The organism is Cesiribacter andamanensis AMV16, from assembly GCF_000348925.1.
Classification (GTDB): Bacteria; Bacteroidota; Bacteroidia; order Cytophagales; family Cyclobacteriaceae; genus Cesiribacter; species Cesiribacter andamanensis.
Genome location: NZ_AODQ01000007.1, coordinates 58129 through 72280 on the forward strand (window position 1 = coordinate 58129; position 14152 = coordinate 72280).

Genomic DNA, 14152 nt, shown 5'->3' on the forward strand with positions numbered 1-14152 from the left:
AAACAGCAACTTTTTAACAATATTTATCCACACCGTTCAACTTATCGGCCCATGTTGATTCCCTGTGGGGGTTAGCTACGGGCATGTACTACTGCCTGAACCCGGCTATCTGCTTGCCAGATAAGGCCATAGCCGGTGCAGACGGAGGGTGGTTGGCGAGCTTTGGGGGGTGAAGTAGTACTCGGGATGCCAACAGGCTGCCCGCTCAGGGAGGTAACTATATTTTTGTAAGAATTGGCAGGCAAGAGGGCGTCTGCGCAGTATAGCAGTACCGTTAGGCAAGCCTAGCGGGTGCTGGTGCCAGGCTAAGGTAGAAGCAGGCTCTAAAGTAAAAAAATACAGCTATTTATCTAATAAAATGCAATTTTTTTGGAACCTGCACCCGGTGAATACAGTATAACAGGTACTGACATTTTTTTATCTTTGTATGAGCGATAAGTTTACCATCATCAATCTGCTGAACAAGCTGGCCGTTGAACAGAAGCTCACCTGGAAAATAAAGAGCGCCTATGGCAATGGCACTGGTAAGAATCTACTGGAAGTGCTCATTTACTCGCTCCCCCAGCAGATCCGGAAAGGCCAGATCGTTTTTGAAGCCGGAACCGGCCAGGTCATGGCCATTCAGTACAGTGGTTTTAAGGCTGCCGCCGCCGAAAACATTGTGGATATGTTGCTTGATGTCATTAACTTTGAGAAACATCGGAAAGCAGCAGACGGTGATCTTAAAAAAGCTGTTTCGGCCTATTGACATTGCTCCCCTGATCTTTTTCAGGATTGTAGTAGGCGGACTCATTACCCTAGAACTCCTTGGCGAGATCCTTACGGATTATAACGCCGATTATTTCCATACGGAGTTTCATTTTTCCTATCAATTTTTTGAGTGGCTAACCCCCTGGCCACCCTTCTGGATGCGGCTGCACTTTGCCTTTAATGTGCTGATGGCCCTGCTGGTTACCCTGGGGGTTTACTATCGCCTGAGTGCCATCCTGCTTTTTCTGGGCACCACCTCGGCTTTTCTGATGGAAAAGTCGGTCTACATCAACCATACCTACCTCTACTGCCTTACCGCCTTTCTGATGATCTTTTTGCCGGCCAACAGGGCCTGGTCGTGGGATGTAAAGCGCCGGCCCGAGCTGTTGCAAAGCGCCGTGCCGGCCTGGACGGTCTGGATCCTGGTTTTTCAGATAAGTGTGGTCTACTTTTTTGCCGGCCTGGCCAAAGTGAACCCCGACTGGTTTAGTGGCACGCCCATGAACATCTGGCTGCCGGCCCGTGGACATTACTACATCATAGGCCCGCTGCTGAGCCAGCCCTGGCTGCCCAAACTGATGAGCTGGGGCGGGGTGGCCTTTGATCTGCTGGTGGTACCGCTTATGCTCTGGCCCCCCACCCGCCGCTGGACCTTTGGGGTAGCTGTATTCTTTCACCTTACCAATGTATCGATCTTTGGCATTGGCACCTTTCCCTGGTACAGCATAGCCATGACGGCCCTGTTCTTTCCCCCGACCAGCTTCCGGCGCCTGGTTATTTTGCGGCGCAAGCTGCCCCCTTATATCCCCATTGCGTTCAATGAACAGCTACGGCCGCAGCTGCGCACCACCATAGGGGTATTCTTAGGGCTGTATGCACTGGTACAGCTGGCTGTGCCGCTGCGGCAGTATGCCTATGGGGGCAACTCCAGCTGGACCGAAGATGGCCACAATTTTAGCTGGCACATGATGCTGCGCTCCAAGGGGGGGCACCTGTTTTACCGGGTAGTGCTGCCTGCCACCGGCGAAGAGCGGCAAATAGACCCCCTGGACTACATTACCCCCCACCAGTACCGCAGCATGATGGGCAAGCCGGACATGATCCTGGAGCTGGCCCACCACATCCGCAACAAGCTGCTGGCCCAGGGCCACTCCGAGGTAGAGATTTATGCCCACTGCCTGCTGATCTATAACGGACGCCCCGCCCGCCCTTTTGTAGACAGCAACATAAACCTGGCTACGCAGCGCCGGCAGCTGGGCGCCTATGAGTGGGTTTTACCGCTGGAAGACTAATGCTGAGCCTGCTGATTATTCCGCTCTGCCTGGGGGGTGGGCTGCTGCTGCAGCGCCTGGCGCCCCCCGCCTGGCTGCCGCGCCTGCTTAGCCTGGCCGTAATCAATGTGGCCCTGCCGGCCCTGATCCTGGAAAAAATACCCATTCTGCAACTGCAGGAAGAGCACCTGCTGCCGGTGCTCATGCCCTGGCTGGTCTTTTCGGTAGGCTGGCTGGGGTTCAGCTATCTGGGTAGGCGGGCCGGCTGGGAGCGTACCACCAAGGGGGGGATTATCCTTACCTGCAGCCTGGGCAATACTTCTTTTGTGGGCATTCCGGTGATGCATGCGCTCTGGGGCGCCGCCGGGGTAGAGGTGGCCATTCTGGCCGATCAGCCCGGTTCATTTGCGGCACTCTCTACTGTGGGCATTGCAGCGGCCAGCTGGTATGCGGGCGGCCGGGTATCCGTAGGGGCTATTGCAGCCCGCATGGCTAAATTTCCGCCCTTTATTGCTTTTGTGCTGGCGGTAGTGCTAAATATGGCGGCCTGGGCGCCTCAGGGCCTGCTTTTACAGGGACTCCATTACGGGGGCTTGCTGGTAGTGCCCTTTTCGCTGCTGGCGGTAGGGTTGCAGGTGGAGCTTAGGGGGCTGTTTCGGCCCCGGCGGGAGATTCTGATGGGCCTGGGCTACAAATTGCTGCTGGCACCGCTGATGATCTTTGTGCTGTACATGCTGCTGCTGCAGCAACGGGGCCTGATGGCCATGGGCAGTGTACTGGAAGCCGCCATGGGGCCAATGGTAACGGCTACCCTTATTGCCGAGCGTTTTGGCCTTAATCCGCCCCTGGTGCGGCAGGTGCTGAGCCTGGGCATTCTGCTTTCATTTTTTACACTGGTTTTCTGGTACTGGCTGGTGCAGTCCATGGGCTGAGGGGTGCTACAGCTCCCGTTGCAAAACGCCCAGGCTTTGCAGTTGGCAGCTTGGCGAGGCCAGGCAGTTGGCAATCTGCAGCTGCACCCGGCTGGTATCCTGCCCTACCCGTATGGCCAGGCGGCAGCTGCCCTGGCTAAAGAAGTACTGGTCAATGTAGTACACCTCGCCGGTTTCGTCGGTATCGGCCTCGGGATCGTAGCTCAGGTAGGGGTTTACGGCATCGCCGCTTAGGGTATAGGTGCAGGCACCGTCTGCTTGCTGGTGCTCCAGCACAAAGCTAATGGCCGTATCATTCTGCCAGCGGAGCTGCAGCACCTGCCGGGCATGGCCGGCATCCAGGCTAAAGGTTTTGTAGTGCCTGGCCTGGACCTGTTGATCCCCTGCCCCGGAGCCACCTCCACAGCTCATACACAAGCCAAACAGCCACAGAATAAGGCTGTGGGCACACAGGCGCAGCATAAGGCGCCTACTCGGTAAAGTTGATCTCGGTATTATCACCTATGTTAAGCTGCTGGCTGAGGCCCAGTATGCGGGTATCATTGCCAATAATGGAATGGCTGAGCATAATGTTGCGCAGCTCGCTGAAGGAGCCCACAATGGTATCTTCCACAATGGAGTAGCTCACTATGGCATCGTCGCCAATGGCGGCATTGGGCCCGATGATGGAATGGGTGATCTTGCAGTTTTTGCCAATGCTCACCGGCGGAATAATAATGGTTGAGGGGTACTTATACTTCTGTGGCTGCTCCTTGTGCATGCGGGTAAGCAAAATGGCATTGGCATTGAGCAGGGAGGAGCGTTTGCCGCAATCAAACCAGCTATCTACCGGGGTTGTGCGCATCACATGGCCTTTCTCTACCATGTACATGAGCGCATCGGTAAGCTGGTACTCGCCCAGGGTTTTGATGTTATTGCCAAGGATATACTCCAGGCCTTCGGTAAGCAGGGCAGGATCGGCTATCTTATAAATGCCCACCAGCGCCAGGTTGCTCTTGGGAATCTGGGGCTTTTCTACCAGGCGGCGAATGTTGCCGGTATGGTCGAGCTCGGCTATGCCAAAGCGGCCGGGCTCACTTACCTTTTGTACGCCCAGCACAGAGTGGGGGCTTTCGGTAAGCACCTTCAGGTTAAGGTCCACAATGGTATCGCCCAGCACAATGAGCATTTCCTTTTCATTCCGGAAGGTATCGCGGGCCAGGTACAGCGCATGGCCAATGCCCTCGCGGGGGTCCTGCACAATAAAATCGATCTTCAGGTGGGTATCTTTGTAGCGGTTGGTGATAACCCGGCGGATTTTGGACCCCAGATAGCCTACCACAAACACCAGATCCTCCACCCCATGGTCAATAAGCATGTCCACAATATGCAGGAGAATGGCCTTGCCCGCTACGGGCACAAGCGCTTTGGGCTGAGTATGGGTATGCGGACGCAGGCGGGAACCAACACCGGCTACTGGAATGATCGCTTTCATAGGTATGCAATATATAAAAATTGAGGAGAATGGGCATGCCGGCCCACACTACCCGGGGCAATAGCTCCAGGCAGGGCTGGTGCCCATCCCCGGCCACCGGCCTGCGAATCCCGGACAGCTGCCTCCCTGAGGCTACCCAAGGGGCGCTTTACCGCTAGCCGCCTTCTGCTCAGGAAAGGGCGCGGGTTACTTTGGCCGCTACAATCCCTCCCAGCACGTAGTAGCCAATGGTGAGGATCTGGGCGGTGGTGGTGCGGTTGGTTGGCGCATCGCTCAGGCCCATTTTGTCGGGCAGAAAAATACCCCCTAAGCCGGCTGCCAGGCCCAGCAGCAGGCCCCGGCCCGTGCTGCGTCCGGCCAGGCTGTAATACGAGGCATTGGCCATTAGCTCACCCCCCATGGCAATGCCATACTGGGTATCCCGGTCGGGCAGGTCAGCATCGGATTTGATGAACAGCTTGCGCACGGCCTGTATGCCTAACAGCTGCAGCTGGGGGGCCTGTGGCACAAACTGGCGAACGGTTTCATTTACGGCGGTTACGGCGGCGGCGCCCGCCAGGCCACCTACAAAACTTGCAATTGAACTCATGAAAATGGGGATTTGGGTAAAAAAATCAAGGCATGCATGCACGCCTGCTGCTGCACTATACGGCTATTTATAGCAATAGTTTGAGGCTGCGAGTGTTTGGCTACAGGCCTAAAATAGTTTTAAAAAATTGGATCAGGGGCATTATCAACACTTCTCGCACAGCAGCAGACGGGCACTGCCATCGGCCAGGGTTGTGGCAAACAGGTAGTGGCTACCCCCTTCCTGCAGACCCAGTTTTTTGAGCAGCACCGCCGCTTGTTGCGGAAAATTGCGCACACTCAGGTGCACCCGCCCCCCGGGCAGCAGCCGGCCCAGCTCCTTTTATCGGCCCTGCTAATGGCCTGAAGCCGGAAGCTGCGGCCGGGAAAATGGGGGACCAGCTGATCTGCCGTATACAGGTGGCTGTGGGGATGTAGTTTTTTCAGCCCAAAGCGCTCGGCCGGCAACTTAAAGGCACCTGCCTTGCGCACCGCCGCGCCGGGATCATAGAGATACTGCCCGGGCAGAGCCGTAAGGGGGGCAGAACGCACTTCCTCCGAATACCGAAAGGAAAAAAGCGCTGCTTCGCCCTCGGCCGGCAGGTTTACGGCCGTAATCAGGGGGTCGGGTTCCTGTTCTCTTTCCAGCCGGAAGAGCAGCTCTTTTACCTCGCCCCGCAGGGCTACTACCTGTACCTCGGCAGCCTGCTGCTGCAGCTCGGCCAGGGCCCCTTTAATGTCCAGCATGGGCGAGGCTTTCACCCATACCTGCCGGGCCTTTTGCAGCAGCAGGGGCAGCAGCGCCACCACATTGGGCTGGCAATCCTGCAGGCGCACCACTTTGTTTTTGGCATCATCGCGCCGGTGGGGGTCCAGGTAAAGTACGGCAAAGGGGTTCTTCAGCTGCTGCAAAAAGGCCTCTGCGGTTAGGGAGTATACGCTGATGTTGCTGCTGCCCAGCTGCCCAAAATTGTAGGCCGCCAGCTGGCTTAGTTCCTGCTGCTGCTCTACATAGGCCACCTGCTCAAAGTGCTGGCTAAAGGCCCAGCTGTCCAGCCCCATGCCCCCGGTAAGGTCGGCCAGCTGATTTCCCTGCTCAGGACCCGCCTGCTGCCAGCGCTGGTACAGCAGCCGGGCTTTGTAGCGAGCGGTTTCTTCGGACGAGGCCTGCTCTACCGAGAGGGGCGGGGGCATAAGCACCCCCGGCTGTGCCCACCAGTGGGGCAATTTCTGGCGGGCCTTTTGCCGGGCCTGTATCTGCAGCACCGCTGCCCGCACGGGTATATGGGGGTACAGCCGGGCCTGCAGCATCAGCCGGGAGGGGTCGTCCCGTTCGTGCTCCCGTATCCAGTGCTGTACAAGGGGGTCTAAGAGGTGCTCCAGCGTAAAAAGGTGTTAGTGGTTTAGCTGCAAAGGTACAAATTAAAGAACGGGCATCAGTATACGGCTAAGTGGGTAAAAAGCTTTGTTTCTTCTGCCGTATGCACTATTTTGCAGGAGTAGATGCAAACGCCCCTTTTCCATACCTGTTTTGGCAGCTGTTGCTGCATGGCCTGCTGTAGCACAGCAGCCACAGAAGGGCGTATGGAGTGAACTGATCTGATTCCATACTTTTGATATACTCAAGCCCTTCGGACGCTCCCGCAGGGCTTTTTTAGTTGCCATGATGCTGACGAACACTCCTATGCCCCTTTGGTACCTGCACTGCGCCGGCTGTTGCAGCATGAGCTGTTGTGCCCTTTTGTCGGAGGAGCAGCGGATGTGCCGGCCTTAACAAAGTGCCAGTAAATCTGCAGACCAAGCCCTCCGAGCCTAGCCGCCCGGGGGGCTTTTTTGTTACTAGTTGTAAACCTGTTGTGCCATGACGGAAAAAGAATTTATACAGGAGCTTTTTCAGCGTAATTACCACGCCTTTAAGGGGTTTCCCAGCAAGAAAAAAGCAGAAGAATTTATCGATCGCCTCTTTCTGCTGCTGTTTGCTCCCTGCCATGGCCGCTTTCGGCAGGAGCAGGAGCTGGAAGCCGAATACCAGGACCTCAAAGATCTGGGAACCCAGCTGCTGCGGGGGGCCTACCAGCACGAGGAGCTGCGGCAGGAGCTGGTAGACCAGCTGTTTGCCGGACTGCCCCGCCTGTACCAGCGGCTGCTGCTGGATGCCCGGGCCATACTGGCCTCTGATCCGGCTGCCCGCTCATTGGAGGAGGTGCTGCTGGCCTATCCTGGCTTTTATGCCACGGCCATTTACCGGCTGTCGCATGCGCTCTGGCTGGAAGGGGTGCCCATTTTGCCTCGCCTGTTTTCAGAATATGCCCACCGGCTTACGGGCATCGATATTCACCCGGGCGCCACCATTGGGGATGCCTTTGCCATTGATCATGGCACCGGCATTGTCATTGGCGAAACGGCTGTGATTGGCAAAGGGGTAAAGATCTACCAGGGGGTAACGCTGGGCGCCCTGCAGGTAGACAAAGGCTATGCCGGCCAAAAGCGCCACCCTACCATTGAAGATGAGGTAGTCATTTACTCAGGGGCAACCATACTGGGGGGTACAACCACCATTGGCCGCAACAGCATCATTGGCGGTAATGTATGGCTTACCTCGGGCGTACCCCCTCATTCGGTGGTCTACCACAAAAGCGAAGTGAAAGTGCGGGACAACAACCCCTTTCCGGAGCCCATCAATTTTGTCATCTAACCTACTTTATACACCCTACACACATGAAAGCACAGAACATTTTAGGAACCATTGGCAATACGCCGCACGTACGCCTGAGCCGCCTGTTTGGGGGCGAGCATGAGATCTGGATCAAGCTGGAAAAAAATAATCCCGGCAACAGCATTAAAGACCGCATTGCCCTGGCTATGATTGAAGATGCCGAGCAAAGAGGCATACTGAAAGAAGGCAGCACCATCATAGAACCCACCTCCGGCAATACCGGCATTGGCCTGGCCATGGTGGCTGCCGTAAAGGGGTATAAGCTTCTCCTGGTAATGCCCGAATCCATGAGCCTGGAACGCCGGCGCCTGATGGCCGCCTACGGCGCCGAGTTTGTGCTCACCCCGCGGGAGGGGGGTATGAAGGCCGCCATTCAGAAGGCCGGCGAACTGGTAGAGAGCACCCCTGGCGCCTGGATGCCGCAGCAGTTTGATAACCGGGCCAACCTGGAGATTCACCGCAGCACTACTGCCCGGGAGGTATTGCAGGATTTTCCAGAAGGGGTTGATTACCTGATCACCGGCGTAGGCACCGGCGGGCACATTACCGCCCTGGCTGAGGTGCTAAAAGAAAAATTTCCGAACCTGAAGGTATTTGCTGTAGAGCCGGAGCTCTCCCCCGTGCTGAGTGGTGGCGCTCCCGGACCGCACCCCCTGCAGGGCATTGGCGCAGGCTTTGTGCCCTCTATCATGAATACCCGCTTGCTGGATGGGGTCATTCAGGTAGGCAAAGAGGCAGCCTTTGCGTATGCGCAGCGCCTGGCCCGGGAAGAGGGCATTCTGGCGGGCGTATCTACCGGAGCATCCCTGGCAGCCGTAGCCCAAAAGCTGGCCGACATCCCCAAAGGCTCCCGCATTCTTACCTTCAATTACGATACCGGCGAGCGCTACCTGTCGGTAGAAGGGCTTTACTGATCCCACCTACACGCATGTATGTAACAGGGGCACCCCTTAGCCGGAGTGCCCCTGTTTTGTATAAGGCTACAAAAGTAGCTTCTGTATGGCGGCTTCCTGTCCCGGATGGGGGTGGTGAAGCACTGCCGTTTCCAGCTGGTTCCACTGCAGGCAGAAGTGCCTCTTTAGCGCGCCCTGGGCCGTCGGGGACTGCTTGTCTGGGAGTCCATGCCAGCAAGCGCTGCATCGGCCGTAATAAACCCATGACCTGCCGCTTCGGGCGTTGCCATGGGGAGGGCTACGGCTTCCAGAATCCGCTCTGCCCGCTCGGCTGTCAGGGTTGGGTCCTTTTGGGCCATCAGGGCCACAATACCGGCCACATGCGGACTGGCCATAGAGGTACCGGAAAGATAATAATAGCTTAGGGTGCCGCTGTTAAGCTGGTACGGACCTACAATGTACTGGCCGGGAGCCGTTACATCCAGATCCTGACCGGATTTGGCCCGGCTGGAAAAAGTGGATATGAAAAAATCAGCTACATTGGTTGGGTCGGCCACGTTAAAGGAGTACCACCATGTAGGGGTCACAAAAGCACTGTTCAGGCTAGCACTGGCTACACTGATCACCGGCTCATAGGCGCCGGGATACCCCATTCCGGCAGTGCCCCTGTTGCCGGCCGATGCCACAATAATCACCCCCTGGCTAATGGCATAATCCATAGCAGCTTTTTCAATGGCATCCAGCACCGGGCCGCCCAGGCTCATGTTAATGACTACTGGAGAATCTTTGAGTACACCTGCTTTTAGCTCTGCCATATACATAATGCCTCTTGCCACTACAGAAGACCATCCGCTACCGTTCTGACCCAGCACTTTTACCGGAATGATGGTAGCCATGGGGGCTGCTCCATTAATGGAAGTACCTCCCAGATTATACCCGATGATGGTGCTGGTCACATGGGTGCCGTGCGAATCCTGGTCATGCTCCCATTTGTTGGGCTGGTCTGATACGGTTCCGCGTTCGCCGCCCCCGCCACCAAAGGATCTGGCATACTGTGTGGCAATCCGTTCCTGCGGGAAATACTGGCGCCAGGAATCGAGCAAACCCGTATCGAGCACCCCTATGAATACGCCGTTGCCATCCTGGGCTATGGTGCGCCCCTGTCCCAGATCGGTTACATTGATGGCATCCAAGTTCCAGGTGTTTAATCCGTTGCTAAAGTCTGCTACGGCCACTGCATCCAGGGGAGAGCCCTGGCGCGCGGCATCCGGGTTGGCAGCCTCTACAAAGGAAAGCTTCTGAATGGCCTGCAGGTTGCTGCTGCTGGCCCGCATGGTAAGGGCCCGGATCTGGGGCAATACATCCAATACGGTACCCAGGGCATTGAGCTCGGCAAGAGCAGCCTCGGTGATGGGTGCATTCAGCACTACGTTTATGCCAATCATGCCTGCTGCGGGCCTGTTGCTGGCAGCAATTTCTGCCGGACCGATCTCTTCTTCGGGGGCCTTTTCGCACGAAAGCACAAAGAAGGTGCAGCTGGTCAGTGCCAGCAGAAAAAAACGATTGATCAGGTGCCTACCTCCCGTAAGCCTCCTTGGCTGCACAAAGGAAACAGTTCTTTTCATAATGATGCGTTAAAAAATAAATGATAGGTAAACGAAATTGTGTATGCTAAAAAAATGCAATCACGTTGCAGGTATGGGCCTCAGAAAGGTAAAAAAGCAATAGAATCGTTTATAGGGGGTACAGAGCCGAACAGAATTCCCCGTATAGGGGTACAAAGAGCTGCGGTGTTTTCTTAAAAGAGCACAGGCGGATGCCTGGATAGGCCTGGTGAAAAAATCCAGGCAGTTGATGCAAATTGTTATTACTAATTCCCCCCTTATATTGGAGGCTGGCCAGCTGATACAGGGGTACTAGAATCTCCCTTACCCGGATCTATTATCCTGCTTAAATGCCCTGGGTGTCAGTGCATTAGCAATGGTAATATTTTTCTTGAAAAGATACAAAGACAGCTCTTTGTTATTTAGCCGCTATGATGAAAAAATATCCGGGGCTTTGCAAAAAACCATCCTGCAGCTGGTGAAAACCATAGCGGGCCTAGCAGATATCTACAAAAGAGGGATAAAAAAGAAAAAGCACCCGCCAACTATGGGTGCTTTATCAGGATCTACAGCGGCATGACCGTGCTACTTTAGATCGCTATCCTTGGTTTGTGCTTTTTGGGCATGCGCCTGCCAGGGAGCATCTGATAGCTTAGGTTCCTGGCCATAAGGGCGGGCTGGTTCCCGGTCAAACGTACCCATTCCATCAAGGGACTGGCCTTGGGTCCAGCGGCCCTGGGCCTGCGAATCTTCAGGATTAATGTTGGTTACAACAAATTTGTAGTTGAAGTCCTGGTTTTCCAGATCCCGGGGAAAAGTGTTGGGTATGGTATCACGCAAGGCACCAATCTCTTCCAGCACCGCCAGCCACTGTTGCTGGTGCATGGTATCGCGGGCAATCAGAAAGGAGAGCATGTCGCGCATGCCCGGATCATCAGTGAGCTCAAAAAGACGAATTGCCAGCAGACGGCCACCGCTTTCGGCCATTACATTGGAGCGCATATCTACGGCCAGGTTGCCAGAACTTACTACCCAGGAGCCGTTAAAGGGTACCCCATTACTATCTGCCGGCATAGCGCCCAGTCCGCCGGAGAGGTAGTGGCGGGGGTCCATACCGCCCAGGATCATCTGTACCAGGGGGTTCTTGCTTGCCACATCTTCCTGTATGGCCGGGGCGGCGCCTTCCAGGTTTAGGGCTACCGCCGTAGAGAGCATTTCAATGTGTGAGATCTCTTCGGTACCCGTTTCCAGCAGCATATCCCGGTACTTGGCCGGGCCGCGGCTGTTCCAGGCTTGGAACAGATACTGCATGCATACCCGTATCTCGCCCTCAATACCCCCAATGGCCTGCTGCAGCATTTTGGCAAATAGCGGATTGGGCTTATCTACCCGCACCTTGTACTGAAGTTTTTTATCGTGGTAAAACATAAAAAATGGTGGTTTAAAAAAGTGATTTATTAAAGAGGCAACAGCCTGGATATGGCATTGTTATTTAATTTTTTAAAATATTTTTAGCGCTTCAGGCTGGTATACTAACGGTTAATTTGCTTGTTGATGACACATATTTTTGTGCTAAAAAACAAAAAAGCCCTGCCGGCTTGGCAGGGCTTTCTTTTACCTTTTTTCTACGTTATGATACCAGGCTATGCTCCAGCATGTATTCGGCAATTTGCACGGCATTGGTGGCTGCCCCCTTGCGCAGGTTATCGGCCACTATCCACATGTTAAGGGTATTGGGCTGCGACTCGTCCCGGCGCAGGCGGCCTACAAATACCTCATCCCGACCCTGCGAAAGCATGGGCATGGGGTAAATGCGGTTGGCGGGATCATCCTGCAGCACAAGGCCCGGCGTATCGCTCAGGAGGCGGCGCACTTCCTCCAGCGTATAGTCTTCTTCAAACTCCACATTTACAGCCTCGGAATGGCCGCCCATCACCGGCACCCGCACGCAGGTGGCTGTAAGCTGAATACTCTCGTCGCCCATGATCTTTTTGGTTTCGTTCACCATTTTCATCTCTTCCTTGGTGTAGCCATTCTCCAGGAACACATCGATCTGGGGCAGCAGGTTTAAGTCAATGCGGTAGGGGTAGGGGCCTTTCACATTTTGCTCGCCGGTGCGCTCGGCCATCAGCTGGTCTACGGCCTCTTTGCCGGTGCCGGTTACCGACTGGTAGGTGCTTACCACAATGCGCCGGATGCGGTAGCGCTTGTGGAGCGGAGCCAGGGCCAGCACCATCTGAATGGTGGAGCAGTTGGGGTTGGCAATGATACGGTCATCGATGCGCAGCACACCGCCGTTTACCTCGGGCACCACCAGCTTGTGGCGGGGGCTCATGCGCCAGGCCGAGGAGTTATCGATCACAATAGTACCGGCCTCGGCAAAATGCGGGGCCCACTCCAGTGAGGTGTTGCCACCGGCAGAAAAAATGGCAATGTCGGGCTTTTTGGCAATAGCATCCTTCATGCTAATAATGGTGTAGTCCTTCCCCTTATAGCGAATGGTTTTGCCCACCGAGCGCTCGGAGGCTACGGGGTAAAGCTCATCGAATTCAAAGGAGCGTTCTTCCAATACTTTTAAAATTTCGCTACCCACCAGGCCGGTGGCGCCAACTACTGCCAGTTTCATTTGTTATGTAGGTTGTTAGTTTTCACCAAAGGTAAACTCTTTTTTATGAAACCACCATTGCCGCTGCAGTACACATTGCCCGCAAGGGCTGGAGAAAAAGGTGGAATCATGTGCAGCAGGTCATTTTTTAAGCGGATGCCCGGCCTTATCTGCCTGGTCCTTCACTGCCTGCTTCTGTTTAGTAAAGCGTATGGGCAGGAAAACAGTTTCCCCTATCGGCAAAGTTTTGAGGAAAGCTTTGCCACCGGCACGGCTACGCCTTTTCTTCCCGGTTGGTGGGGCAATGAGGTGGCCGCCAGCAGCCGTATTTTCCAGAGTCCCCTGGCCCGCAGCGGCAGCGCAGCCCTGGCGGCAGAGCCTACCAGCTCGTTTGTGGCCGATATCCGCCTGCAGCTGGACACCCGCTCCCTGCAGGGGGCTACCCTTAGCTTTTGGGCCCGCGGCGCCCGCAATGGCAGTGGCAGCCGCCCTTCTCAACTGCTGCTCAGCTACTCGGCCGATGGAGGCAGCACGTTTAGTACCCCTGAACTGGTAGCTGATTTTGCCAATGCCGATGGCAGCTATGCATATTTTAGCTACCCCCTTCCGCCCGAACTGATGCAGCTGCCCGATGCTGTGATCCGCTGGCAGGTGCGCCGAAGCGAGGAGGGCGCCGGCACTGCCGCCCGCATCCTGCTGGATGATGTACTGGTAGAGGCGGCTACCCCTCGCCTGCAGCTGCTGGCAGCCGAAGCCCGCAGTGCGCAGGAGCTGGTGCTGACATTTAATCTGCCGGTAGCCCCTGCCAGTGCAGGGCAGCCGGGTAATTATACGCTGAGTCCGGCAGTTCCCATCATTGCCGCCCAGCGCTCAACCAGCAACCCCCGGCAGGTGGTGCTGAGCACCGGCAGGCTGCAGGCCGGCACCTATAGCCTAACAGTTACCAATCTGCTGCCCGACCAGGGGGGCGAGCCCCTTGCCTCAGCTACAGTATCATTTGCCTATACCGCCGCGCCACAGTACCGGGATATCGTCATCAACGAGCTCTTTGCCGACCCCAACCCCAAAGGCAGCCTGCGCCCGCAGCCCGTGGTGCTGCCCACCGAGGCTACAGCCGAGTTTGTAGAACTGTTTAATGCTTCACAGGAAGCCCATAACCTGCAGCAGCTGCGCCTGAGCGGCGGCCGCCTGCCCGATTATGTACTGGAGCCCGGCGCCTATGTGCTGGCTGTACCGGCAGGCAAAGCTGCCCTCTTTGCGCAATGGGGTCCGGTGGTAGAGGTAGAGGCTGGCGCAGCCTGAGCAACAGTGGTGCCCGTCTGGACCTTACCCATAGCCCC

Annotated in this window: 15 protein-coding genes; 7 read left to right on the top strand and 8 right to left on the bottom strand. The window is 55.9% G+C overall.

What is annotated here, in order from left to right; genetic code table 11:
* Positions 1-427: 427 nt before the first annotated feature.
* The 3 genes from ADICEAN_RS02475 to ADICEAN_RS02485 are packed head-to-tail and all read left to right on the top strand — an operon-like array spanning position 428 to position 2953.
* Positions 428-748 (top strand): hypothetical protein, encoded by a 321-nt coding sequence (locus tag ADICEAN_RS02475; RefSeq protein ID WP_009193932.1) that lies wholly within the window; start codon positions 428-430, stop codon positions 746-748.
* Positions 690-2042, top strand: coding sequence for an HTTM domain-containing protein (locus ADICEAN_RS02480; RefSeq protein ID WP_009193933.1), 1353 nt, complete (start codon positions 690-692; stop codon positions 2040-2042). Before ADICEAN_RS02475 ends, ADICEAN_RS02480 begins: the two co-directional genes overlap by 59 nt.
* Positions 2042-2953 (top strand): AEC family transporter, encoded by a 912-nt coding sequence (locus tag ADICEAN_RS02485; RefSeq protein ID WP_009193934.1) that lies wholly within the window; start codon positions 2042-2044, stop codon positions 2951-2953. Before ADICEAN_RS02480 ends, ADICEAN_RS02485 begins: the two co-directional genes overlap by 1 nt.
* 6 nt (positions 2954-2959) lie before the next feature.
* Here the strand turns inward: ADICEAN_RS02485 and ADICEAN_RS02490 are convergent, their stop codons facing one another.
* The 5 genes from ADICEAN_RS02490 to ADICEAN_RS02505 all read right to left on the bottom strand — a co-directional run bounded on the left by ADICEAN_RS02490 (position 2960) and on the right by ADICEAN_RS02505 (position 6305).
* Complete coding sequence (locus ADICEAN_RS02490) at positions 2960-3415, bottom strand: hypothetical protein (RefSeq protein ID WP_009193935.1); 456 nt, start codon at positions 3413-3415, stop codon at positions 2960-2962.
* Between the two features lie 7 nt (positions 3416-3422).
* The gene (locus tag ADICEAN_RS02495; protein ID WP_009193936.1) at positions 3423-4427 is read right to left on the bottom strand and encodes a sugar phosphate nucleotidyltransferase; all 1005 of its coding nucleotides are present in this window, start codon (positions 4425-4427) and stop codon (positions 3423-3425) included.
* A gap of 169 nt (positions 4428-4596) precedes the next feature.
* Positions 4597-5016: a hypothetical protein gene (locus tag ADICEAN_RS02500; protein ID WP_009193937.1), complete on the bottom strand. Its 420-nt coding sequence runs from the start codon at positions 5014-5016 to the stop codon at positions 4597-4599.
* Between the two features lie 144 nt (positions 5017-5160).
* Positions 5161-5304 (bottom strand): THUMP-like domain-containing protein, encoded by a 144-nt coding sequence (locus ADICEAN_RS22515; protein WP_161622650.1) that lies wholly within the window; start codon positions 5302-5304, stop codon positions 5161-5163.
* Complete coding sequence (locus tag ADICEAN_RS02505) at positions 5295-6305, bottom strand: hypothetical protein (RefSeq protein WP_009193938.1); 1011 nt, start codon at positions 6303-6305, stop codon at positions 5295-5297. Before ADICEAN_RS02505 ends, ADICEAN_RS22515 begins: the two co-directional genes overlap by 10 nt.
* A 550-nt stretch (positions 6306-6855) precedes the next feature.
* On the opposite strand from ADICEAN_RS02505, the gene epsC reads away from it, so the two are divergent.
* Together epsC and cysK are read left to right on the top strand one after the other, a co-directional pair.
* A complete protein-coding gene (gene epsC / locus ADICEAN_RS02510; RefSeq protein ID WP_009193939.1) occupies positions 6856-7689 on the top strand; it encodes a serine O-acetyltransferase EpsC in 834 nt (277 codons plus the stop codon).
* Between the two features lie 23 nt (positions 7690-7712).
* A complete protein-coding gene (gene cysK, locus ADICEAN_RS02515; RefSeq protein WP_009193940.1) occupies positions 7713-8624 on the top strand; it encodes a cysteine synthase A in 912 nt (303 codons plus the stop codon).
* Positions 8625-8788: 164 nt separating this feature from the next.
* Here cysK and ADICEAN_RS02520 read toward each other — a convergent pair whose 3' ends face one another.
* Entirely contained in the window at positions 8789-10228 is a 1440-nt protein-coding gene (locus tag ADICEAN_RS02520; RefSeq protein ID WP_009193941.1) for a S8 family peptidase, read from the bottom strand.
* 370 nt (positions 10229-10598) lie between these two features.
* On the opposite strand from ADICEAN_RS02520, the gene ADICEAN_RS22245 reads away from it, so the two are divergent.
* Positions 10599-10787, top strand: coding sequence for a hypothetical protein (locus ADICEAN_RS22245; RefSeq protein WP_161622651.1), 189 nt, complete (start codon positions 10599-10601; stop codon positions 10785-10787).
* A gap of 5 nt (positions 10788-10792) precedes the next feature.
* Here the strand turns inward: ADICEAN_RS22245 and ADICEAN_RS02525 are convergent, their stop codons facing one another.
* Positions 10793-11635, bottom strand: a complete 843-nt coding sequence (locus ADICEAN_RS02525) for a manganese catalase family protein (RefSeq protein ID WP_009193942.1) — start codon at positions 11633-11635, stop codon at positions 10793-10795.
* Between the two features lie 202 nt (positions 11636-11837).
* The gene (locus ADICEAN_RS02530) at positions 11838-12833 is read right to left on the bottom strand and encodes an aspartate-semialdehyde dehydrogenase (protein ID WP_009193943.1); all 996 of its coding nucleotides are present in this window, start codon (positions 12831-12833) and stop codon (positions 11838-11840) included.
* A 135-nt stretch (positions 12834-12968) separates the two neighbouring features.
* On the opposite strand from ADICEAN_RS02530, the gene ADICEAN_RS02535 reads away from it, so the two are divergent.
* Positions 12969-14114, top strand: coding sequence for a hypothetical protein (locus tag ADICEAN_RS02535; protein WP_009193944.1), 1146 nt, complete (start codon positions 12969-12971; stop codon positions 14112-14114).
* Positions 14115-14152: the final 38 nt, after the last annotated feature.

Bases quoted from the DNA above. Each gene is read 5' to 3' on its own strand.
- ADICEAN_RS02505 (WP_009193938.1), bottom strand. From the start codon at position 6,305: ATGCTGCAGGCCCGGCTGTACCCCCATATACCCGTGCGGGCAGCGGTG.
- ADICEAN_RS02475 (WP_009193932.1), top strand. From the start codon at position 428: ATGAGCGATAAGTTTACCATCATCAATCTGCTGAACAAGCTGGCCGTT.
- ADICEAN_RS02485 (WP_009193934.1), top strand. From the start codon at position 2,042: ATGCTGAGCCTGCTGATTATTCCGCTCTGCCTGGGGGGTGGGCTGCTG.
- ADICEAN_RS02500 (WP_009193937.1), bottom strand. From the start codon at position 5,016: ATGAGTTCAATTGCAAGTTTTGTAGGTGGCCTGGCGGGCGCCGCCGCC.
- ADICEAN_RS02490 (WP_009193935.1), bottom strand. From the start codon at position 3,415: ATGCTGCGCCTGTGTGCCCACAGCCTTATTCTGTGGCTGTTTGGCTTG.
- ADICEAN_RS02525 (WP_009193942.1), bottom strand. From the start codon at position 11,635: ATGTTTTACCACGATAAAAAACTTCAGTACAAGGTGCGGGTAGATAAG.
- ADICEAN_RS02495 (WP_009193936.1), bottom strand. From the start codon at position 4,427: ATGAAAGCGATCATTCCAGTAGCCGGTGTTGGTTCCCGCCTGCGTCCG.
- ADICEAN_RS02520 (WP_009193941.1), bottom strand. From the start codon at position 10,228: ATGAAAAGAACTGTTTCCTTTGTGCAGCCAAGGAGGCTTACGGGAGGT.
- ADICEAN_RS02530 (WP_009193943.1), bottom strand. From the start codon at position 12,833: ATGAAACTGGCAGTAGTTGGCGCCACCGGCCTGGTGGGTAGCGAAATT.
- cysK (WP_009193940.1), top strand. From the start codon at position 7,713: ATGAAAGCACAGAACATTTTAGGAACCATTGGCAATACGCCGCACGTA.
- ADICEAN_RS02535 (WP_009193944.1), top strand. From the start codon at position 12,969: ATGCCCGGCCTTATCTGCCTGGTCCTTCACTGCCTGCTTCTGTTTAGT.
- epsC (WP_009193939.1), top strand. From the start codon at position 6,856: ATGACGGAAAAAGAATTTATACAGGAGCTTTTTCAGCGTAATTACCAC.